We start from the raw sequence: 22,387 nt of genomic DNA on the forward strand, positions 1-22,387 counted from the left end.
CACCTAATTACAAGGAGTCACCCATGTCCAAGACTGTAATCACCAGCGATAAGGCACCTGCAGCGATCGGTACTTACTCTCAGGCGATCAAAGCTGGCAATACCGTCTACATGTCCGGTCAAATCCCGCTGGACCCAAAAACCATGGAGCTGGTTGAAGGCTTTGAAGCCCAGACCGTTCAGGTGTTCGAAAACCTGAAGTCGGTTGCTGAAGCAGCGGGTGGCTCGTTCAAAGACATCGTCAAGCTGAACATCTTCCTGACCGACCTGAGCCACTTCGCCAAGGTCAACGAGATCATGGGCAAGTACTTCGAACAGCCGTACCCGGCACGTGCAGCCATCGGCGTTGCCGCGCTGCCAAAGGGTTCGCAAGTCGAGATGGACGCCATTCTGGTACTCGAGTAATACCCTCGGCGCAGCACATTCATGCTGCGCCAACCCCCTCGCTTCTCCCCCCGCTTTAAAAGGATTCCACTATGCGCAAAGCGCTAGCCTTGTCACTGCTCGCCGTATTATTGGGCGGCTGTGCCAGCGAACCTGCACCCCGCGATATCAGTGGCGTCTGGATTAACCAGGGCGCAATCGATGAAGCTGCCAAGGGCGGCAACCTGCGTGAAGCCTTGCTGGCTAACGGGCCGAACCTTGAATGGGACATCGACGCCAAAAACGCCAAAGCCAACTACACCAACGGCTTTGAGTGGGTCGAAGGCAAATTGACGCCTGGCCACAAGGGCGCCTGGCAAGTGGCGGTGTATGGCAGTTCGGCCATCGAGCTTGATATGCAGGGCGCAGAGCTGGTTCAGGCCGCTTCAGACGCCGACCCTCAGCAGTCCTTTGTGCGCACGCCGCTAAAGCTGAGCAGTGAAGCCCCATTAGGTACGAATTTCGAGTACGCGCTCAAGGCGGCCTATCTGGGCGGTCAGTGGCGTGTGATCAGCGGCTTGGGGCAGGGCAATACCGTGACCTTTATGCCGGACGGTCAAGTCAAAGGCCTGCCCAACAACAACGCCTACGCCCTGTGCATGGCGGGCGATTGCGCGTCGATGAGTGGCGAATACGACAGCCTGTGGCTGCAACAGGACGAAATCGGCGCCGCGCATATCTTTGTGCGAAACGGCAACCGGCTTGAAATCTTCCAGGCACTAGACTCCGCCAAGCCTGACGAAATGCCCCAGCTCTACCCTGGCAAACAGGAATGGGTGCTGGAGAAACAGCCTGCTATGTAAGCAGGCGGAGCTGCCGAAGGCTGCGATCTTTTGATCTTCAAAAGATCGCAGCCTTCGTGCCTCGACAGCTCTTATCAAACATAAAATAAGCGATTGATTTTAAAGGCTTTGAAGGAGCGAGCTTGCTCGCGATCTTTTGATCTTGATCTAAAAGGCCCCATTAAACCACGCTGGCTGAACGCAGGTTTTGCGCAGAGGGTAACCCGGCAGGACGCCGGGTTAGCCGCGACACGGCCATGGATGGCCGATCGCGGCGGGCCCACGGAGCAAGGCCTGTGGTGAGGGCATGCCGAGCCAAAGCGAGGCACCGAGGGGTAGGGGCAAAAGCGTTTTGGTTACTTTGCCGCTTTTGCAAAGTGACGCGGCGTAAGGCCGGAACCCTAAGTGGCCGTTGCCGCAGCAACGGATATGTACTCAAGTCAAGAGCTCCCTCACCCTAGCCCTCTCCCGAAGGAGAGGGAACCGATTGGGGGATGCTGAAGATACTCGCTGTCCTGTTTGCTGCGCGACAGCGCGGCGTCGAAGACGGGGCGGCCCCTCCTACGGTTTCATAGCGTCGAGAATCGCGGCATAGCCTTCGCGGTAGCTTGGGTAGCGCGGCTCCCAGCCCAATGCTTTAGCCCGTGCGTTACTGCAACGCTTGCTGCCCGCACGGCGCACGCTCGCCTCTTCGGCCCATTCGGTCACACCCAGGCGCTCGCGCAACCAGTCCACCACCTCGGCCAGCGGCGCGGGTGCGTTGTCGACACCGATGTAGCAGTCGTCCAGCGTTTTGCCCTGATCAGCCGCTTCCAGCAAAAAGGCCAGCAGCCCGGCAGCGTCATCGGCGTGAATGCGGTTGCCGTACAGCGGCGGATTGACCGCAACCCGATAACCCTTGCGCACTTGCCCCAGCAGCCATTCCCGGCCCGGCCCATAAATGCCGGTCAGGCGCACGACACTGGCGGGCACACCGCTGCGCAGCGCTACTTGCTCGGCCTCGAGCATGATGCGACCGGAGTAGTTGGTGGCCTGCGCAGGGGAGGTTTCATCCACCCATTCCCCGTCTTGCTGCACATAAACGCCGCTGCTGGACACAAACAACAGGCGCTTGGGCTGCTGGTTATGCTGTTTGAGCCAGCTCAAGGTGTGCTTCAAACCCTCAACATAAGCGGCCTGATAACCCGCCTCATCGTGTTCGGTGGCCGCGGTGCTATACACCAGGTAATCAATCGGGCCGGTCGGCCAGTCAGCCGGGCATGCCTCATTGAACAGGTCGCCTGCGACACCGATAACGCCTGCTGGCAAGCGATCGATGGAGCGGCGCAGCCCATAGACCTGCCAGCCTTTATCGAGCAACTGAGTGGCCAAGCGACTTCCGACATCACCGCAACCGACGATCAATGCTGTGGCATTGGACATCTCAAAACTCCTTACCAAATGTTACAAAAATGGCTGAACGGACACGACCAAGGTCGTGACATTTGAAAAAAACAAGTGCATTCGCTTTTGTTAACAAGAATTACTTGCAATAATAACGCATCGTTTGCCCTGGGTCTTAAGACGCGCTGTAGGGCAATTCTTCTTTTTCTTTCTTCAGGTCCGGCTAGCATGACACGCAATCAACCCACCGCTTCGCCAACCCAGCTTTCGAGCCCTTCACGTCTATGGCGTGGGCTTGCGGCGCTGATGTTCAGCTTCTTGCTGGCACCTGCTGCGGCCTTTGCCGATGAGCCTGCTGCCCCCGCTGCACATTCTGCGACCGAAGCTGCGGCCCCGGCGCCTGTTGCTGCCCCCGTCGCGACCGACCCTGCCCTGGCAGAAGGCACTGGCGCACCGGCCGATGATGCACCGCAAGTGATCGCTGAAGAAGACAACAGCCTGGGCATGGCCCACGACCTGTCCCCATGGGGCATGTACAAAAACGCTGACATCATCGTAAAAATCGTGATGATCGGCTTGGCCATTGCGTCGATCATCACCTGGACCATCTGGATTGCCAAAGGCTTTGAAGTCTTGGGCGCCAAGCGTCGTCTGCGCGGTGAAATCGCTAACCTGAAAAAAGCCCGTACCCTTCAGGAAGCCAGCGAAACCGCTGCCAAAGAAGGCACCCTCGCGCACCTGCTGGTGCAAGACGCGATGGAAGAAATGCGCCTGTCGGCCAATAGCCGTGAGAAAGAAGGCATCAAGGAACGTGTGAGCTTCCGTCTTGAGCGCCTGGTGGCTGCCTGCGGTCGTAACATGAGCAGCGGCACCGGCGTGCTGGCAACCATCGGTTCCACCGCCCCGTTCGTAGGTCTGTTCGGTACCGTGTGGGGCATCATGAACTCCTTTATCGGTATCGCTAAAACTCAAACCACCAACCTGGCCGTGGTTGCACCGGGTATTGCCGAGGCCTTGCTGGCCACTGCACTGGGCCTGGTTGCAGCGATCCCTGCGGTAGTAATTTACAACGTCTTCGCCCGCTCCATCACCGGCTACAAAGCTCAGGTGGCGGATGCGTCGGCAGAAGTGTTGCTGCTGGTTAGCCGTGACCTCGATCACCTGCCGCCCGAGCGCAGCTCGCAACCGCACATGGTGAAAGTGGGGTAATCGGCCATGGGCCTGCATTTAAAAGAAGGCGATGACGATCTCGCCGAGAACCATGAAATCAACGTCACCCCCTTTATTGACGTGATGCTGGTGCTGCTGATCATCTTTATGGTGGCCGCACCGCTGGCCACTGTGGATATCAAGGTTGACCTGCCCGCTTCGACCGCCAAACCGGCGCCACGGCCAGAGAAACCGGTGTTCCTCAGCGTCAAGGCTGATCAGCGCCTGTACCTGGGCGAAGAGCCGGTCACGGTTGAGGCGTTGGGTCCGACCCTGGATGCCAGGACTCACAACAACAAAAACACGACGATCTTCTTCCAGGCCGACAAAGGCGTGGACTACGGTGACTTGATGAGCGTGATGGATGCACTGCGCGCAGCCGGTTACTTGAAGGTAGGTCTGGTCGGATTAGAGACGGCAGCCAAGAAATGACCATAGCGCGCCAAAAGATGACGCGTTACGCAATCAGCTTGGCCGTGGTGTTGGGTGTCCATGCAGTGGCAGTGATTCTTGCCCTGCAATGGTCCAACCCACGGGCTATCGAACTTCCACCGCAAGCCATGATGGTTGATCTGGCGCCGATGCCAGCACCACCACCGCCTGCGCCGCCGAAAGTGGTGACACCACCGCAACCACCGGCCCCAGTGGAAGAGTTGCCGATACCCAAGCTGGCTGAAGCGCCCAAGCCGAAGATCGCTGTTCCAAAACCGGTCAAACCCAAGCAAAAGCCTCAACCGCCCAAGCCTGTGGAAAAACCTGATCCGGTCAAAGAAAAGCCGTCAGAAGAGAAACCAAGCGACGCCACGCCGACCAAGGCCCCGACTGAGAAGTCTGCTGCACCGGCTCCTGGCCCGTCGCCACAACAACTGGCTGCCAAAGCCAGCTGGGAAGGTACGTTGCTGGCCCACTTGGGCAAGTACAAGAAGTACCCACCAGCAGCTCAGTCGCGGGGCAAGGAAGGTCTGAACCGTCTGCGCTTCGTGGTCGACGCTGAAGGCAAGGTGCTGTCCTACGAGTTGGTAGGTCGCTCCGGCAACGCGGATCTGGACTGGGCCACCCTGGAAATGATTCGCCGGGCACAGCCATTGCCCAAGCCGCCGCCAGAAATGCTGACCAACGGCAGCATCGAAATCGTGGCACCGTTTGTTTATTCCATCGATAAACGTCGGCGTTAACACCACAAAGGGCACCTCAGGGTGCCCTTTGTGCATGTTGGCCCCGCCCCTGTAGCCGCTGACGAGGTACGAAGGCTGCGATGCGGGCCGCAGGACCGCCGTTCGGGGTCGCTTCGCAACCCATCGCAGCCTCATGCTTCGTCAGCGACTACAAAGCTGCGGATGAAACCTGCCGCAGTCACTGTGGTTCCCTGGGCAATGAGTGATAACGTGCGTCTATCGATTGCAGCCGTTATGCTTGGCTCGTCAATACAGGGACGCCCGCTATGACTCTTACCGAATTGCGCTACATCGTTACGCTCGCCCAAGAACAACACTTCGGCCATGCCGCCGAGCGTTGCCACGTCAGCCAGCCGACGCTGTCAGTGGGCGTGAAAAAACTGGAAGACGAACTCGGTGTGCTGATTTTCGAGCGCAGCAAAAGCGCTGTGCGTCTCACGCCTGTAGGTGAAGGTATCGTTGCCCAGGCGCAAAAGGTGCTTGAGCAAGCCCAGGGGATTCGCGAACTGGCCCAGGCCGGCAAGAACCAACTGACCGCTCCGCTCAAAGTCGGGGCGATTTACACCGTTGGCCCGTACCTTTTCCCACACCTTATTCCGCAACTGCATCGGGTCGCCCCGCAAATGCCGTTGTACATCGAAGAAAACTTCACACACGTACTGCGCGACAAACTGCGCAACGGCGAGCTGGACGCGATCATCATCGCGCTGCCGTTCCACGAAGCCGACGTGCTGACGTTGCCGCTCTACGACGAGCCGTTCTATGTGCTGATGCCGAGTGAACACCCGTGGAGCAAAAAAGACACCATCGACGCCAGCCTGCTCAACGACAAGAGCTTGTTGTTGCTGGGTGAAGGCCACTGCTTCCGTGACCAAGTGCTTGAGGCCTGCCCGACGCTGACCAAAGGCGCTGATGGCGCCAAGCACACCACGGTGGAATCCAGCTCGCTGGAAACCATCCGGCACATGGTGGCCTCGGGCCTGGGGATTTCGATCCTGCCGTTGTCGGCGGTCGACAGCCACCATTACGCACCTGGCATTTTGTCGGTGCGCCCGCTGACCCCGCCGGTGCCGTTTCGCACGGTAGCAATTGCCTGGCGCGCCAGCTTCCCTCGGCCAAAAGCCATTGAAATCCTCGCGGACTCGATCCGCCTGTGTTCCGTGGCCAAGCCACCTGCTGCGACGTAAGAAGCTGAAATGACTGAGTTGTCTAACGTGCCGGTCACCGTGTTCAAGGGCGTCGGTGAGGCCATGGCCGAGAAATTGGCCAAGGTCGGGCTCGAAACCGTTCAGGACGTGCTTTTCCACCTGCCATTGCGCTATCAGGACCGCACCCGTGTGGTGCCGATTGGCGCGCTGCGGCCGGGGCAAGACGCCGTGGTCGAAGGCCGGGTGATCGGCCTCGACGTGGTAATGGGTAAGCGCCGTAGCCTGCTGGTGCGTATTAACGACGGCACCGGCGGCTTGAGCCTGCGATTTTACCATTTCAGCAATGCGCAAAAAGAAAGCCTCAAGCGCGGCACCGAAGTGCGCTGCTATGGCGAGGCGCGGCCCGGTGCGTCGGGGCTGGAGATTTACCATCCCGAATACCGCGCCATCACCGGCGCTGAGCCGCCGCCGGTCGACACCACCCTGACGCCGATCTACCCGACCACCGAAGGCCTGACCCAGCAGCGCTTGCGCCAACTCAGCCAGCAAAGCCTGGCCATGCTTGGGCCGCGCAGCCTGCCCGACTGGTTGCCGCCCGAACTGGCCAAGGATTACCAACTGGCCCCGCTGGACGAGGCCATTCGCTATTTGCATCAGCCGCCCGCCGATGCCGATGTTGAAGAACTCGCGCTGGGCCATCACTGGGCCCAGCACCGCCTGGCGTTTGAAGAACTGCTGACTCACCAGCTTTCGCAGCAACGCCTGCGCGAGAGCTTGCGCTCGCAGCAAGCTCCGGCGTTGCCCAAGGCTAAAAAGCTGCCCAAGCAATACCTCGCTAACCTGGGCTTCCCGCCCACGGGCGCGCAAGTGCGGGTCGGCAACGAAATCGCCTACGACCTCAGCCAGCCCGAACCCATGCTGCGCCTGATCCAGGGCGATGTGGGCGCGGGTAAAACCGTTGTCGCAGCCCTGGCCGCCCTGCAGGCGCTGGAGGCCGGTTATCAGGTGGCCTTGATGGCGCCCACTGAAATCCTCGCCGAGCAGCACTTCATCAGCTTTAAACGCTGGCTGGAGCCGCTGGGTCTCGAAGTCGCCTGGCTGGCCGGCAAGCTCAAGGGCAAGGCGCGGGCAGCATCGCTGGAGCAAATCGCTAATGGCGCCCCGATGGTGGTCGGTACCCATGCGTTGTTCCAGGACCAGGTGCAGTTCAAGAACCTGGCGCTGGTGATCATCGACGAACAGCACCGCTTCGGCGTGCAGCAACGTCTGGCCTTGCGCAACAAAGGCGTGGGCGGGGTCATGTGCCCGCACCAGTTGATCATGACCGCCACCCCGATCCCGCGGACCCTGGCCATGAGCGCCTACGCCGACCTCGACACCTCGATCCTCGACGAACTGCCGCCCGGCCGAACCCCGGTCAACACCGTGCTGGTGGTCGACACGCGGCGGGTTGAAGTGATTGAGCGGGTGCGCGCGGCCTGCGCCGAAGGGCGACAAGCGTATTGGGTGTGCACCCTGATTGAAGAATCCGAAGAAATGACCTGCCAGGCCGCCGAAAGCACCTTCGAAGACCTGTCCAGCGCGTTGGGCGAGCTGCGCGTTGGCCTGATCCACGGCCGCATGAAGGCCGCTGAAAAAGCCGAAGTCATGGCCCAATTCAAAGCCGGCGAGCTGCAATTGCTGGTCGCAACCACCGTGATCGAAGTCGGCGTGGACGTGCCCAATGCCAGCCTGATGATCATCGAAAACCCCGAGCGTCTCGGCTTGTCGCAACTGCACCAGCTGCGCGGGCGCGTGGGCCGGGGCAGCGCGGCCAGCCATTGCGTGCTGCTCTACCATCCGCCGCTGTCACAAATCGGACGTCAGCGTCTGGGCATCATGCGCGAAACCAACGATGGTTTTGTGATCGCTGAAAAAGACCTTGAACTGCGCGGCCCCGGCGAAATGCTCGGCACCCGGCAAACCGGGCTGTTGCAATTCAAAGTGGCCGACTTGATGCGCGATGCCGATTTGCTACCCGCCGTGCGCGACGCCGCCCTGGCGTTGCTGGAGCGCTGGCCGAGTCACGTCAGTCCATTACTGGATCGCTGGTTACGCCATGGCCAGCAGTACGGTCAGGTGTAAAAAAGATCGTTCAGTAAATACAGATGCGGCCGATCCAATACCGGGTTATCAAATTTGAGTTGCACACATCGGATGCAGATCATGAGTAAAGTCGCTATTGCCCTCGCCGTTCCGAGCACGCCACCGGTTGTTCAGCAGTTGCTCAGTGAACGGGCGGTTGCCTATCGAGAAGTCCTCGACCATCCGGGGCTCAACCCGGACAGCAAAGTCCAGGCCGTGCTGCTCGATGACACCGCTGGCGCCTTGATGGTGATGTTCGCCCAGAGCCAATTGCTTGACCTCAACCGCTTGGCCGACTTGATCGGGCGTCGCATGGCTGCTGTTGCCCAAAGTCGGCTGCGCGAGATACTCGACCGCCATGGCCTGAAGCAACTGCCGGGTCTGCCGGCCATTACCCGTTCGTCTTGCCTGTACGAAGAGCAACTGCTGCAACAGCCGCTGCTGCTGATCAGCTCGGGTGAGCCGGGCCTGTTGCTGGAAGTCACCCGCGAAGACTTCCTGCGCTTGCTGGGCGTGGCCAACGCCGGGCGCTTTGGTGAGCCTCTGAGCGAGATCACCCTCAACCTGAACCGCCCTGACGACGACAGCGAAGCCATCACCCAGGCAGTCAAGGCCTTCACGGCGCGACGCATTCAGCAGCGGCTTGAAGCCACCATCGAAATACCGCCGCTAGCAGAGAGCGTGCGCAAAATCATGCGCCTGCGGGTTGACCCTGAAGTCACCATCGATGAAATCACCAGCGTGGTGGAAACCGACCCGGCGCTGGCGGCCCAAGTCATGAGCTGGGCATCGTCGTCGTACTACGCGGCGCCGAGCAAAATCCGCTCCGTTGAGGACGCCATCGTGCGCGTGCTGGGAGTTGATCTGGTGATCAACCTGGCCTTGAGCCTGTCACTGGGTAAAACCCTGAGCTTGCCCAAGGACAACCCGCAGTCCTGCACGCCGTACTGGCAACAGTCGATCTACACGGCGGCGGTAATTGAAGGCCTGACCCGCAGCATGCCGCGTGACAAACGCCCGGAAACCGGGCTGGCGTATCTCGCCGGGCTACTGCACAACTTCGGCTACCTGTTGCTGGCCCACGTGTTTCCGCCGCACTTTTCGCTGATCTGCCGCCACCTTGAGGTCAACCCGCACGTTAGCCACAGCGTGATCGAGCAGCACCTGCTGGGCATCAGCCGCGAACAAATGGGCGCCTGGCTGATGCGCCATTGGGGCATGCCGGATGAATTGACCGCCGCGTTGCGTTTCCAGCACGACCCGGACTACATCGACGCCGATGCCGAATACCCGAATCTGGTGTGCATGGCCTTGGGCTTGTTGCGCAATCGCGGGGTTGGCCACGGGGCCTATGCGCCACTGCCTGATGCGCTGTTCGAGCGCTTGAATGTGACCCGCGAAAAAGCCGAAGACGCGGTCAACAAAGTGCTGGAAGCCGAAGTGCTGCTGCGCGAACTCGCCAACAAATTCAGCCAGGTCTAACGCGTAACCTTTCATGTGGGAGCGGGCTTGCTCGCGATATAGGCGACGCGGTGTGTCTGTAACACCGAGTCTTTCCCATCGCGAGCAAGCCCGCTCCCACGGATAGTTACCGTTGCGACTGCGACTGGGCCTGCCCTTGCTGGATCGCCCACTGCACCACTTGCGGCATCAGCGTATCGGCCGCCTGGCCAAAGCCTGCGACAACCTGCGGCACCATCGGATTGCTCAGCGGTTGGCGTGCTTCAAAACGTTTGGAACTGATGATGCGCTGATCGCTGCTGCGCACCAGTCGAGCGTTGTATTGCACCAGCACTTCCGGGCTTTTGCCGTTGTAGTGCGTCTGGAACGCCAACAACTCGCCGCCTAATTCGTAATCGGACTGCAAGTTGCTGTCATCGGTACTCAGCGCCTGCACCCGGCCGTCTTGTAAAAAGGCGTCCAGCAGGCGATTGCGCAACAATGCCGGGGCCGCGTCGCTCCAGCGTGCGCCCTTGTAGTTGCTGATCAGGTTGCCGTCGGGCACCACGGCGATGTTCTGGCTGTTCAGCGTGTTGCTGGCCATTGGTTTATCAAGGCGCAACGACCACTTCACCGGGGCGCCCTGGTTGGCCGCAATCGGCGTTTGCGCATCGGGCAGGCGATACACGTCTACCACTTCGGGCTTGGGGAAAATCGAGCAAGCGCTGAGCAGGCTCAGGCTGGCGGCCAGGAAGAGGGAGCCTGCCAGGCGGTAAGGTCGGATCATGGGGTGAATTCCTTGTTCTGCTCGCGGCCCAGCAAGTAACCGCTCGGGTTGGCTTCCAGACGCCGCGAAATGCCCCGCAGCGTGTTCAGCGTCTCGCGCAATTCATTGACCGCCGGGCCCAACTGATTAAGCCCTTGCAGCCCGCTGTTGAGCGAGGCTTCGTTGTTGTTGATCAGCGTGTTGATGGTCGCCGTGCTCTGCTCCAGCGAGTGCATGGCCTGCTCGGCGCTGGTGAACACTTGCTTACCCTGGCTGTTGAGCAAGCCGTTGGCGTTGCGCATCAGTGCGGTGGTTTGCTCCAGCGTCGCCGAGGCTTGTTTGCCCACTTGCGACAGCTGCTTGAGGGTCTGCGCGATGTCGTTGCGCTGGTCAGCAATGGCGCTGGTGGTTTGCTCAAAATTCGACAGGGTTTTGGCCACGCTGTCGACGTTCTCATGGGAGAACAATCGGTTGGCGTTGTGCAGCAGGATGTTGATGTTGGCCAGCATGTCGTTGCCATCGGTCAACAGTCGGGCAATCGGCGAGGGCGAGGCCACGATCACCGGCAATTTGCCGTCTTTGCCTTTGAGCATCGGGCTGCTTGGGTCACCGCCGCTGAGCTGGATGATCGAGGTGCCGGTCACGCCGGTCAGTGCCAGCTTGGCCTTGGTGTCGACTTTAACCGGCGTGCCGGCCGCCAGGCGAATGCGCGCCAGTACGCGACGCGGGTCTTTGTCGTCCAGACGCAGTTCAATCACGTCACCGACCTTGATCCCGTTGTATTGCACCGAGCTGCCTTTGGACAAGCCGCTGACGGCCTCGTTGAACACCACTTCGTAGTCCGTGAACGTATCGTCCATGCTCGACTTCGCCAGCCACAGGCCAAACAGCATGGCGCCTGCGACGACCAACACGCTGAACAGGCCGATCAATACATGATGGGCGCGGGTTTCCATGTCAATGCTCCTTACGCTGGGTTGCCGCTTCATACGCGGCGCGGCCACGAGGGCCATGGAAATACTCATGAATCCAGGGATCGTCGAAGTTTTCGACTTCGGCGATTGGCGCGGCGACCAACACCCGTTTTTGCGACAACACCGCCACCCGGTCCGTGATGGTGTACAGCGTGTCGAGGTCGTGGGTGACCAAAAACACACTCAAACCCAGCGCATCGCGCAGGGTCAGAATCAGTTGGTCGAACGCCGCCGCGCCAATCGGGTCGAGCCCGGCCGTGGGTTCGTCAAGAAACAGGATGTCCGGGTCCAGCGCCAGGGCACGGGCCAGAGCGGCGCGCTTGATCATCCCGCCAGACAGCGCCGAAGGGTACTTGTCGGCAGCCGACAGCGGCAGCCCGGCCAACGCCAGCTTGACCAGCGCCAGATGCTCGGCGTCGGGGCGGCTCAGCCCGGCGTGTTCGATCAAGGGCATGGCGATGTTTTCGGTGACCGTCAGCGACGAAAACAGCGCGCCTTGCTGAAACAGCACACCAAAACGCCGCTCAATCAACGATCGCTGGGCTTCGGGCAGGCTCAGCAGGTCTTGGCCGAATACCCGCACTTCGCCCTCTGTGGGGCGGCGCAGGCCGACAATGCTGCGCAACAGCACCGATTTGCCCGTGCCGGAGCCGCCAACCACGCCGAGAATTTCGCCTTTGTACACATCCAGATCGAGGTGCTCGTGCACGGTTTGGGTGCCAAACCGATTGCACAGGTCGCGCACTTCGATCACCGCCTCGCGAGGCGTCTTCGTTGGCGTACTCACCAGCCCATCTCCATAAAGAACAGCGCGGCCACGGCGTCGAGCAGGATCACGATAAAGATCGACTGCACCACGCTTGAGGTGGTGTGCGCACCCACCGACTCGGCGCTGCCGCTGACTTTAAAGCCCTCAAGGCAACCGACGGCGGCAATCAAAAACGCAAAGAACGGCGCTTTGACCATGCCCACCAAAAAGTTTTTAACGCCGATGTCGGAATGCAGCATCGAAATAAACATGTCCGGCGAGATGCCCAGCGACACCACGCACACCACCGCGCCGCCCAAAATCCCGGCCATCATGGCCAGAAAGGTCAGCATCGGCAGGGCGATCAGCAGCGCCAGCACCCGTGGCACCACCAAAAGGTCCATGGGGTCCAGGCCTAGCGTGCGGATTGCATCGATCTCTTCGTTGGCCTTCATCGAGCCAATTTGCGCGGTAAACGAACTGGCCGTGCGGCCCGCCAGGAGGATGGCGGTCAGCAGCACGCCAAACTCACGCAGAAATGAAAACGCCACCAGGTCGACGGTGTAGATCCCGGCGCCAAAATTGGCCAGCACCGTGGCCCCCAAAAACGCCACCACGGCGCCCACCATAAAGGTCAGCAGCGCCACAATCGGCGTGGCGTTGAGGCCGATTTGTTCGATCTGCGCCACCACCGGCGTGACGCGCCACTGCTTGGGGCGCAACAGGTTGCGGGCAATGCTCTGCAGAATGACCCCGATAAACCCCAGCAACTGCAAGGTGTCTTGCCACAGCGTGTAGACCGCGCTGCCGATGCGGCTCAGCAGCAAGAGGCCGATATTGATTTCGACCGCTTTGACCGGCACGCAGAAGTCGCGCATCGAGGAGTACACGGTTTGCAGCAGGGCGCGGTCGGCCTCGGGGAGTTTGGTGGCGCTGTCGGCCAGTTGGCTGACGCGCTCGGCGCCCAGCAACTCAACCAGCAACGACGCGCCTGCGGTGTCCAGGCGGGACACGTCATCGAGGTCAATGTGAGTACTGGCGTCGTATTTGCCCGCGAGCTGTTCAGTCAGCTTTTTCAGCCGGGCATAATTGGCCAATGTCCATTGGCCACTGATTATCAGCCGCGCAGGATTACTTGACGTGTCTAGTTGGGCATCGCCCGCCATGGCAGTAATAGTCGTAGGCTCCATGCTCAGTACGCTTAAACGCAGACCTTATGTAATAGCACACTCTTGTAAAAGTGTTTCAGTTTGCCTGTACATCGGTGGGCGTGGATTGATCTGTGTCGGTGACTTTGAAGCGCAGCACACCAATCATCTGTCCGTCTTCGGTCAACACTTTGACCTGCCAGCGCCCGACCGGGTTGGGCGGGAAGTTCAGTTTGTGGGTCCAGGCCCGGTAGCCTTCCTTGCGTCCGCCGTGAATATCCAGGGCGATGCGGTCCACCTCTTGGCCGTTGAGCAGCCACACGTGGTAGATCCGCTCGTTGAGGCCGCGGGGCGCATTGATCGAGGTGTAGGCATACAAACCCTGGCTGCGCAGCTGGCTGACGCTGATCTGCTCGATGCTCTCGCCGGGCGTGCGGCTCTGGACTTGCGTCGTGACCGCGACTTCGGTCATCCACAGCGTTGCGGGCGGCACCCACGAGCGTAGCAGCCAGCCCGTCGCCCCCAGCGCGATGACGATCAGCGGCAACACCAGCCAGCCACGCCAGGTTTTAAGGGGCAGGCTGACTGCCATGCTGGGGATTGAAAGCAGCACGGCTGCGCCCAGCGCCAGTTTGTAGCTCTCGGCGGTGGTCAGGTTAAGGATGATCGGCAGCGCAGTCAGCAGCGCCGCGAACAGCGCCAGCGTGTGCATGCCCAGGTACAGCCAGCGCCGTGGTGCCAGCCATTTGTAATACAGCGGGTCGGTGATGGTCACCAGCGCGGCGGCGCCCAGCAGGCCGGTAAACACCAGTTGGCCGCTGTTCCAGGTGGTGGTGATGAAAAAGAACGGCAGGACGAAAAACAGGCTTTCCTGATGAATCATCTGCGTTGCATAACGCAGCAAAGGCGGGGGGATTTCGCGTTTAAAGACGCGGGCAAACCATTGGGTCAGGGTGTTTTCGAGCATCAGCCAGACCCAGCTCACCAGCAGGATCACCGCGATCCAGCGGGCCATGCCTTGCTGGCGGTCCACCAAAATGAAACTGCCCACACCCGAGCAAAAACCGAACAGCGCAATCAGCCCTGGGTAACGCTTCATCAACTCCAGGACGCGCTGTACGTAGTGGTTCCAGTTTGGCATTCGGTGATTCACATTCTGCGTAGGAAAAATCCGCAACAGAATAACGGTTTAGCGCGGTTGGCGTCCGGGGGATTGCGCCCCAGTTGGCGAATACCCCGTAGGAGCCGCCGAGGAACGATGGCTGCGATCTTTTGATGTTCAAGGTCAAAAGATCGCAGCCTGCGGCAGCTCACAGAGGGAGTATCAGCGAACGATGCTTTCGAAGCGGCTGGCGCCTGGCAGTTCCAGCACCAGCTCATCGCCCACGTTCAGCGGGCCAACACCCACAGGCGTGCCGGTCATGATCACGTCGCCCGCTTGCAGCGAGAAGCACCCGGCCATGTACTGAATCATCGGCACAATCGGGTTGAGCATCAGGGCGCTGTTGCCGTCCTGGCGCACTTCGCCGTTGATGGTCAGGCGGATGCCAATGTCAGTCACGTCCGGGAACGTGCAGCTCGGTACGAACGGTGCGAGTACGCAGGCGCCGTCGAACGACTTGGCGACTTCCCACGGCAGACCTTTAGCCTTGAGCTCAGATTGCTTCTCGCGCAGGGTCAGGTCCAGGCCCGGCGCGAAGCCCGAGATCGCGTCCAATACTTCTTCGGCGCTTGGGTTGTTGGACAACGGCTTGCCGATCAGCACCGAAATTTCGGCTTCGTAATGCACCGAACCGCGATCGTGCGGGATGGCAAACCCGCCTTCGGTCGGCACCACACAACTGCCGGGCTTGATAAACAAGAGCGGCTCAGTCGGGATCGGGTTATCCAGCTCTTTGGCGTGCTCGGCATAGTTACGCCCGATGCACACGACTTTGCCGATAGGAAAGTGAATCCGGGTACCGTCGACGTATTGGTGCTGATAGCTCATGGATCGACTCCGCTGGGGGTTAGTTAAACCGCAAAAATCTTGCCTGGGTTCATGATGCCGTTCGGGTCGAACACGGCCTTGAGGGCTTTCATGTACTCGATCTCAACCGGCGAGCGGCTGTAGGTCAAGTAATCACGTTTGGTCATGCCCACGCCGTGTTCTGCCGAGATCGAGCCGTTGTACTTCTCGACCGTTTCAAAGACCCATTTGTTGACCGTCGCGCACTTGGCAAAGAACTCGTCCTTGCTCAGGTTCTCGGGCTTGAGAATGTTCAAGTGTAGGTTGCCGTCGCCGATGTGGCCGAACCAGACAATCTCGAAGTCCGGGTAGTATTCGCCGACGATGGCGTCAATTTCTTTCAAGAAGGCCGGTACTTTCGACACGGTGACCGAAATGTCGTTTTTGTACGGCGTCCAGTGCGAAATGGTCTCGGAGATGTACTCACGCAGCTTCCACAGGTTGTGCAGCTGGGTTTCGCTCTGGCTCATCACGCCGTCCAGTACCCAGCCTTGCTCGACGCAGTGCTCGAAGGTTTCCAGGGCGGTGTTGGCCACTTCTTCAGTGGTCGCTTCAAATTCCAGCAGCGCGTAGAACGGGCAGTCCGTGTCAAACGGCGAAGGTACGTCGCCACGGGCCATGACTTTGGCCAATGCCTTGTCAGAGAAGAATTCAAAAGCCGTCAGATCCAGTTTGCTCTGGAAGGCATGCAGCACCGGCATGATGGCATCGAAGTCGGCGGTGCCGAGCACCATGGCGGTCAGGTTTTTCGGTGCCCGGTCCAGGCGCATGGTAGCTTCGACCACAAAGCCCAACGTGCCTTCGGCGCCGATAAACAGCTGGCGCATGTCATAGCCGGTGGCGTTTTTGATCAGGTCTTTGTTCAGTTCCAGCACGTCGCCCTTGCCGGTCACCACTTTCATGCCCGCCACCCAGTTGCGGGTCATGCCGTAGCGAATCACCTTGATCCCGCCGGCATTGGTGCCGATGTTGCCGCCAATCTGGCTGGAACCGGCCGAGGCGAAGTCCACCGGGTAGTACAGACCGTTTTCTTCGGCCAGGTTTTGCAGGGCCTTAGTGACCACGCCCGGCTGGCAGACCGCTGTGCGGTCGGTCAGGTTGAGGTCGAGCACCTGGTTCATGTAATCGAAAGACACCACCACTTCGCCATTCGCCGCAACGGCTGCTGCCGACAAGCCAGTGCGCCCGCCCGATGGCACCAGCGCGACCTTGTGGGTGTTGGCCCAACGCACGATGGCCTGGACCTGTTCGATGGTTTTCGGGAAGACGATCGCGGTGGGCGCTGGAGCGAAATGCTTGGTCCAGTCCTTGCCGTAAGCATTAAGGGAATCAGCATCGGTAAGAACCTTGCCAGGCTCTACCAGGGTCTTCAGCTCTTCAATTACGGCAGGATGGGTCATCAACAGAACTCTCGAACAATTCATGGTCATCCTGAGTACGCTTCACGTCGCAGGAATGGGTGTTTAGCGGGGCGCTTATGCTAGCATACGACCCCCCCGTCGAATCGAGCCGTAGGACGATTCACGGTGCCGGTCTTCACGCCGGCCAGGCCAGCTCAGGCTGTCCATTCCCTGCCATTTTTTCTCTGGGACACAGGTTTACGCAGATGAGCAAGACTTCTCTCGATAAGAGCAAGATCAAGTTCCTTCTTTTAGAAGGCGTCCACCAATCCGCTGTTGAAGTACTGAAGTCTGCTGGTTACACCAGTATCGAGTACATCACCAGTTCCTTGCCTGAAGCCCTGCTGAAGGAAAAGATCGCTGATGCCCATTTCATCGGCATCCGTTCCCGTACTCAGCTGACCGAAGAAGTGTTCGACTGCGCCAAGAAACTGGTGGCTGTTGGTTGTTTCTGCATCGGCACCAACCAAGTCGATCTCAACGCTGCTCGCGAACGCGGTATCGCTGTATTCAACGCCCCTTACTCCAACACCCGTTCGGTGGCTGAGTTGGTGCTGGCTGAAGCGATCCTGTTGCTGCGCGGCATCCCTGAGAAAAACGCTTCCTGCCACCGTGGTGGCTGGATCAAAAGCGCGGCCAACTCCTTCGAAATCCGTGGCAAAAAGCTCGGTATCGTCGGTTATGGTTCGATTGGTACTCAGCTGTCGGTACTGGCTGAAGGCCTGGGCATGCAAGTGTTCTTCTACGACACCGTGACCAAGCTGCCATTGGGCAACGCCACTCAGGTCGGCAACCTGCACGAACTGTTGGGCATGTCCGACATCGTGACCCTGCACGTGCCTGAAACCCCGGCTACCCAGTGGATGATCGGCGAGAAAGAAATCCGCGCCATCAAAAAGGGCGGCATTCTGATCAACGCCGCACGTGGCACCGTGGTTGAGCTGGACGCCCTGGCTGACGCGATCAAGGACAAGCACCTGATCGGCGCCGCTATCGACGTGTTCCCGGTTGAGCCGCGTTCCAACGACGACGTGTTCGAAAGCCCGCTGCGTGGCCTGGACAACGTGATCCTGACCCCGCACATCGGTGGTTCCACCGCTGAAGCCCAAGCCAACATCGGTCTGGAAGTGGCAGAAAAACTGGTCAAGTACAGCGACAACGGTACCTCCGTATCGTCTGTCAACTTCCCGGAAGTGGCCCTGCCGGCTCACCCTGGCAAGCACCGTTTGCTGCACATCCACGAGAACATCCCGGGTGTGATGAGCGAGATCAACAAGGTCTTCGCCGAAAACGGTATCAACATCTCCGGCCAGTTCCTGCAAACCAACGAAAAAGTGGGTTATGTGGTGATCGACGTCGACGCCGAGTCCTCGGACCTGGCGCAAGAGAAGCTGCAAAGCATCAACGGCACCATCCGTTGCCGCGTGCTGTTCTAAATCGCGCGCAATAAAAAGGGAGACCCTCGGGTCTCCCTTTTTTTTGACTGCTGTACTTACTTCACATTAACCGTAATTTTCTTCGACACGATCACCGGGTCGAAGGCTTGGTGGCCGGTGTCGCCCAGCTCAAGCTGCAAGGTGTGTTTGCCTGGGGCCAGGGTCAGTTGGGTTTCAGTCTGCGCTTTGCCGAAATGCAGGTGGTGTTCGTCAGTCGGGATCACCTGGCCTGGTGCAATCGGCTGGTCAACATCGACCAGCAAGTGGTGATGGCCAGAATGTGGGGCCGGATCGCCAGCGGGTTTGAGGTCGATGCCTTCAATGCCGAATTTTACGGTGAAGGTTTTATCCACCGTGGCGCCATCCGCCGGGGAGGTAATCGACACTTTTGCGCCCTCAGGCGCGGGAGTGGCAGCCAGGGCCAGAACCGAAGCGCCCATCAACACAGAAGCCAACGCAACACGAGACAGTAGAGCTTTCATTTGTATCTCCGGTTTTTGAAAAAATCGTCGGGCATGCACAACTTTGAGCAGATCTGCTGTCCAACGCCGCAGTTGACCAACATAAAGCAAAGCGAGCGCTTATTGCGAATCGCTTTCATTAAATTCAAAGGAGTGACCATGCGTTTTTTGCCAGGCCTGATGCTTTTATTGCCATTGGCGAGTCCTTTTGCTCACGCAGAACTGATGGACGACGTAAACGATCGTGGTGAATTGCGCATCGCACTTGAGGGCAACCAGGCCCCTTACAGCTTCCAGCAGGATGGCCACTTGACCGGCTTTGACGTCGAACTGGGCGAAATGCTGGCCCGGGAGCTGGAGGTCAATTCCTCGCTCTTGGTCACAGACAGTGATGACCTGCTTTCGGGGGTCGAGAGCGGCAAGTACGACGTGGCCATCAACCACATTGCTATGACTCCTGAACTTCAGGATCGGTTCGATTTCAGCGAACCTTATTTAGCCTCGCCCGAGGTGGCGATCCCTTTCCAGAAAGACAACCCGGCGTTTCAGGGCAGCCTGGACAAAGCCTTGCAGCGCATCAAGGCGGATGGCCGTCTGGCGGCATTGTCAGAGAAGTGGCTGGCCAATGACGCGACTGAGCCCCAGACTTCAGATCAATAACCCCAGGCGCTGCGCAAGAGTGCCCGGGGCTATGGTGTGTGTCCGCGTCCTTAGTCGCGCAACGCCTTCACCTGTGCCGGTTTCACCTCATCGCCTTTATTGCCCCAACTGGTACGAATGAAATTGACCACATCGGCTACTTCCTGATCCGACAGCCTCCAGTCGAAACCCGGCATGGTAAAGGTTGAGGGCGCGGTGTGCGTGGCCGGTAAGGTCCCGCCTTTAAGCACAATGTGAATCAGCGAAGTCGGGTCGTCTGATTGCAATACCGGGTTACCCGCCAATGCCGGGAACACACGGGTGTAGCCATACCCATCGGTGCGATGGCAGGCCGCACAGTTGTCGATGTACACCGCCGCACCGCGCTTGTTGTCATTACCGTTCCATAAGGCATCGGGCACTGTCGGGTCATATTTATGAGGTCTGTCTGCCGAATCGACCGCAGGTAATGTCTTCAAGTAGCGAGCGATAGCGGTCAGGTCGGCATCAGACATGTACTGCATGCTGTGTACGATCACGTCGCTCATACCGCCGAACACCGCGCTGCGATCACTGCGGCCGGTCTTGAGAAACTGCACCAGTTGTTCTTCGCTCCAACTGCCCAGGCCGTCCTTGTGGTCGCCGCGCAGGTTCTTCGCGATCCAGCCTTCCAGCGGCGCACTGCCCGACAGAAACGTGCTGCCCTCTGTCGCGCTCAAGGCTTTTTCCTGCATGGTCAGCGCCCGTGGGGTATGGCATGCGCCGCAATGTCCTAGACCTTCCACCAGATACGCACCGCGACTCACCACCGGATTTTGCCCAGGGGCAGGGGTGAAGTCGGCCACTGCGGGGGCAAACGTCCAGCGCCACATAGCCAATGGCCAACGCATGCTTAACGGCCAGGGAATATCGACCGCTCGGTTCTCGGCAGCGACCGGCTTAACGCCCTGCATGAAGTAGGCATACAGCGCTTGCATGTCGGCCTGGTTGACCCGCGCGTAAGACGGGTAAGGCATCGCCGGGTACAACGTGCTGCCGTTTTTGGCGATGCCATGGCGCACAGCGTTGTCGAAATCGTCAAAGCTGTAGGCGCCGATGCCGCTCGGGTCCGGAGTGATGTTGGTCGAGTAAATCGTACCGATCGGGGTTTCCATGGGCAGGCCGCCAGCGAAAGGCTTGCCACCTTTGGCCGTATGACACGCCACACAGTCACCGGCTCGCGCCAGGTACTCACCGTGTTTGATCAAGGCTGTCTGATCGACTTCAGCAGCCAGCGCCGAAAAACTGCCCAGCAGTGCCAAGGTCGCGATAACAACTGATTTCATGGTCATCGCTCCTTATGCCTGAACCAGTGGGCCGGGGTTTTTCAGGTACTGTTCGCGGATCGCCCTGGCCGACCAGTAGGTCAGCGCGGCCACAAGACCGGTCGGGTTGTAACCCAGCCCCTGCGGGAACGCCGAAGCGCCCGGTACAAACACGTTGTGTACGTCCCACGATTGCAGGTAACGGTTCAGCGCACTGGTTTTTGGGTCAGTGCCCATGATCGCGCCGCCGTTCAGGTGAGTGGTCTGGTAGGACGCGGTGTTGAAGTGTTCACCCACTTTTTTACCGAGCAGGGCGATGGCTTTGGGGTTCATCGCTTCGGCGATCTTGCCCATTTTCTCCATCATGAAACGGTTCATTTTGATGTCGTTTTCTTGCCAGTCGAAGGTCATCCGCAAAAGAGGCTGACCGTAGGCATCGCGATAAACCGGGTCTAGATCGAGATAGTTACCACGGTAGGATTGATGCGCGCCGTGCGCGTCCATTGATACCTGGTGGGTGTAGTAATCAGCGGTGGCTTTTTTCCAGGCGCTGCCCCAGGCCGGTGTGCCAGGTGGGTTGGACGTGCCGGCAATGGGACGGCTGCCGGCCTGGTTGACCCACATCGGCGAGCCACCCACAAAGCCATGTGGCCCGTGGTCAAAGTTATCGGCGTTGAAATCATCAATGGCCACGCCATTACCGCCCGCACCGATAAAGTTGTTGGTGTGCACCTCTTTATCGAAATAGGCCTTGATGGTGCCCATGTTCTGGTACGCGAAGTTTTTGCCGACCACCCCTTCGCCGGTTTTCGGGTCGTACGGTTTGCCGATGCCCGAGAGCAGCATCAAGCGCACGTTGTGGAACTGGAACGCACCCAAAATCACCAGGTCTGCCGGTTGTTCGATTTCACGGCCCAGCGCGTCGATGTAAGTGACGCCCGTGGCTTTGCTCTTGGTGCTGTCCAGGTTGACCCGAATCACATGGGCGTCAGGGCGCAACTCAAAGTTGGGCAGCGGCTTGAGCGCGGGCAAAATGTTCACGTTAGGCGAGGCTTTGGAGTACATGTAGCAGACATAACCGCTGCAGAAACCGCAGAAGTTGCACGGCCCCATTTGTGCGCCATACGGGTTGGTATAAGGCCCTGATGTATTGGCCGACGGCAGGTTATACGGTTTGTAGCCCACGTCAGTGGCCGCTTTCTGGAAGAGCTGGGCCGACACCGTGTTCTTTTGCGATACCAGCGGAAAGTGGTCGGAACGATCCGCCGCATACGGGTTGCCACCCCGGCCTTCGCCCACAATGCGGCCGTTCACGGTCCAGGCCTGGCCCGAGGTGCCGAACACTTTTTCGGCGTAATCGAAGAACGGCTCCAGTTCTTCATAACTGACGCCGAAGTCCTGGATGGTCATGTCCTTGGGGATAAAGTTTTTGCCGTAGCGTTCTTCGTAGTGGCTGCGCATGCGCAGTTCAATCGGGTCAACCCGAAAATGTACCCCCGACCAGTGCAACCCGGCGCCGCCCACACCGTTGCCAGGCAAAAATGCTCCCAGCTGGCGATTGGGCAAGGCCACGTCATTGACACTATGGCGAATGGTCACGGTTTCTTTCGATACATCCTGAAAGAGCTTTTTGCGCACGCTGTATGTCAGTTCGTCGATGACCTGAGGGTAGTTACCGTCCGGGTACGTGTCCTGCATCGGGCCGCGCTCAAGGGCTACAACGTTTAGACCGGCTTCGGTTAACTCTTTGGCCATGATCGCGCCGGTCCAGCCGAAACCAACGATGACGGCATCAACTTTTTTCATAACGGTCGACATGC

21 protein-coding genes are annotated in these 22,387 nt (G+C 59.3%); 10 read left to right on the forward strand and 11 right to left on the reverse strand.

Features of this window, described 5'->3' with window-relative positions:
• Positions 1-23 precede the first annotated feature (23 nt).
• Both GHO32_RS13965 and GHO32_RS13970 read left to right on the forward strand, forming a co-directional pair.
• Positions 24-404 (forward strand): RidA family protein, encoded by a 381-nt coding sequence (locus GHO32_RS13965; RefSeq protein WP_019410296.1) that lies wholly within the window; start codon positions 24-26, stop codon positions 402-404.
• A 71-nt stretch (positions 405-475) separates the two neighbouring features.
• Complete coding sequence (locus tag GHO32_RS13970) at positions 476-1,225, forward strand: hypothetical protein (RefSeq protein WP_153334405.1); 750 nt, start codon at positions 476-478, stop codon at positions 1,223-1,225.
• 540 nt (positions 1,226-1,765) lie between these two features.
• Here GHO32_RS13970 and GHO32_RS13975 read toward each other — a convergent pair.
• Positions 1,766-2,626 (reverse strand): SDR family oxidoreductase, encoded by an 861-nt coding sequence (locus GHO32_RS13975; protein ID WP_153334403.1) that lies wholly within the window; start codon positions 2,624-2,626, stop codon positions 1,766-1,768.
• Positions 2,627-2,815: 189 nt separating this feature from the next.
• Between GHO32_RS13975 and exbB the strand changes: the two genes are divergently transcribed.
• From exbB to GHO32_RS14005, 6 genes are all read left to right on the forward strand, one after another.
• On the forward strand, positions 2,816-3,796 hold the full coding sequence (gene exbB / locus GHO32_RS13980) for a tonB-system energizer ExbB (RefSeq protein ID WP_153334401.1): 981 nt from the start codon (positions 2,816-2,818) through the stop codon (positions 3,794-3,796).
• A 6-nt stretch (positions 3,797-3,802) separates the two neighbouring features.
• Positions 3,803-4,228 carry a TonB system transport protein ExbD gene (gene exbD / locus GHO32_RS13985; RefSeq protein WP_153334400.1) on the forward strand — a complete coding sequence of 142 codons (426 nt, stop codon included), beginning with the start codon at positions 3,803-3,805 and terminating at the stop codon, positions 4,226-4,228.
• Positions 4,225-4,971, forward strand: coding sequence for an energy transducer TonB (locus GHO32_RS13990; RefSeq protein WP_153334399.1), 747 nt, complete (start codon positions 4,225-4,227; stop codon positions 4,969-4,971). Before exbD ends, GHO32_RS13990 begins: the two co-directional genes overlap by 4 nt.
• A 266-nt stretch (positions 4,972-5,237) precedes the next feature.
• A complete protein-coding gene (locus GHO32_RS13995) occupies positions 5,238-6,158 on the forward strand; it encodes a hydrogen peroxide-inducible genes activator (protein ID WP_153331249.1) in 921 nt (306 codons plus the stop codon).
• A 9-nt stretch (positions 6,159-6,167) separates the two neighbouring features.
• Positions 6,168-8,243: an ATP-dependent DNA helicase RecG gene (recG, locus tag GHO32_RS14000; RefSeq protein WP_153334398.1), complete on the forward strand. Its 2,076-nt coding sequence runs from the start codon at positions 6,168-6,170 to the stop codon at positions 8,241-8,243.
• 81 nt (positions 8,244-8,324) lie between these two features.
• On the forward strand, positions 8,325-9,725 hold the full coding sequence (locus GHO32_RS14005; RefSeq protein ID WP_153334397.1) for an aminoacyl-tRNA deacylase and HDOD domain-containing protein: 1,401 nt from the start codon (positions 8,325-8,327) through the stop codon (positions 9,723-9,725).
• A 106-nt stretch (positions 9,726-9,831) separates the two neighbouring features.
• On the opposite strand, the gene GHO32_RS14010 is transcribed toward GHO32_RS14005, so the two are convergent.
• The 7 genes from GHO32_RS14010 to GHO32_RS14040 form a co-directional block, all read right to left on the reverse strand.
• Positions 9,832-10,470: an ABC-type transport auxiliary lipoprotein family protein gene (locus tag GHO32_RS14010; RefSeq protein WP_153334396.1), complete on the reverse strand. Its 639-nt coding sequence runs from the start codon at positions 10,468-10,470 to the stop codon at positions 9,832-9,834.
• The gene (locus GHO32_RS14015; RefSeq protein WP_153334395.1) at positions 10,467-11,405 is read right to left on the reverse strand and encodes an MlaD family protein; all 939 of its coding nucleotides are present in this window, start codon (positions 11,403-11,405) and stop codon (positions 10,467-10,469) included. The genes GHO32_RS14010 and GHO32_RS14015 overlap by 4 nt, the downstream gene beginning before the upstream one ends.
• Before the next feature lies 1 nt (position 11,406).
• A complete protein-coding gene (locus tag GHO32_RS14020; RefSeq protein WP_048371183.1) occupies positions 11,407-12,210 on the reverse strand; it encodes an ABC transporter ATP-binding protein in 804 nt (267 codons plus the stop codon).
• Positions 12,207-13,337: an ABC transporter permease gene (locus tag GHO32_RS14025; RefSeq protein WP_153334467.1), complete on the reverse strand. Its 1,131-nt coding sequence runs from the start codon at positions 13,335-13,337 to the stop codon at positions 12,207-12,209. Before GHO32_RS14025 ends, GHO32_RS14020 begins: the two co-directional genes overlap by 4 nt.
• Before the next feature lie 79 nt (positions 13,338-13,416).
• The gene (locus GHO32_RS14030; protein ID WP_153334394.1) at positions 13,417-14,460 is read right to left on the reverse strand and encodes a DUF5924 family protein; all 1,044 of its coding nucleotides are present in this window, start codon (positions 14,458-14,460) and stop codon (positions 13,417-13,419) included.
• Positions 14,461-14,643: 183 nt separating this feature from the next.
• Positions 14,644-15,309, reverse strand: a complete 666-nt coding sequence (locus GHO32_RS14035; protein ID WP_153334393.1) for a fumarylacetoacetate hydrolase family protein — start codon at positions 15,307-15,309, stop codon at positions 14,644-14,646.
• Between the two features lie 23 nt (positions 15,310-15,332).
• Positions 15,333-16,727, reverse strand: a complete 1,395-nt coding sequence (locus GHO32_RS14040; RefSeq protein WP_048371175.1) for an FAD-binding oxidoreductase — start codon at positions 16,725-16,727, stop codon at positions 15,333-15,335.
• Positions 16,728-16,933: 206 nt separating this feature from the next.
• Here GHO32_RS14040 and serA point away from each other — a divergent pair, with 206 nt between their 5' ends.
• Positions 16,934-18,163 carry a phosphoglycerate dehydrogenase gene (gene serA / locus GHO32_RS14045; protein ID WP_048371173.1) on the forward strand — a complete coding sequence of 410 codons (1,230 nt, stop codon included), beginning with the start codon at positions 16,934-16,936 and terminating at the stop codon, positions 18,161-18,163.
• Between the two features lie 56 nt (positions 18,164-18,219).
• Here the strand turns inward: serA and GHO32_RS14050 are convergent, their stop codons facing one another.
• On the reverse strand, positions 18,220-18,645 hold the full coding sequence (locus GHO32_RS14050; protein WP_153334391.1) for a DUF4399 domain-containing protein: 426 nt from the start codon (positions 18,643-18,645) through the stop codon (positions 18,220-18,222).
• A gap of 138 nt (positions 18,646-18,783) precedes the next feature.
• On the opposite strand from GHO32_RS14050, the gene GHO32_RS14055 reads away from it, so the two are divergent.
• Positions 18,784-19,284 (forward strand): transporter substrate-binding domain-containing protein, encoded by a 501-nt coding sequence (locus tag GHO32_RS14055; protein WP_153334389.1) that lies wholly within the window; start codon positions 18,784-18,786, stop codon positions 19,282-19,284.
• 50 nt (positions 19,285-19,334) lie between these two features.
• Here the strand turns inward: GHO32_RS14055 and GHO32_RS14060 are convergent, their stop codons facing one another.
• Entirely contained in the window at positions 19,335-20,588 is a 1,254-nt protein-coding gene (locus GHO32_RS14060) for a cytochrome c (protein ID WP_153334387.1), read from the reverse strand.
• Between the two features lie 12 nt (positions 20,589-20,600).
• Positions 20,601-22,385 carry a GMC family oxidoreductase gene (locus GHO32_RS14065; protein ID WP_153334384.1) on the reverse strand — a complete coding sequence of 595 codons (1,785 nt, stop codon included), beginning with the start codon at positions 22,383-22,385 and terminating at the stop codon, positions 20,601-20,603.
• Between the last annotated feature and the right edge of the window lie 2 nt (positions 22,386-22,387).

This window comes from Pseudomonas sp. FSL R10-2189, from assembly GCF_009600325.1.
Taxonomy (GTDB): domain Bacteria; phylum Pseudomonadota; class Gammaproteobacteria; order Pseudomonadales; family Pseudomonadaceae; genus Aquipseudomonas; species Aquipseudomonas helleri.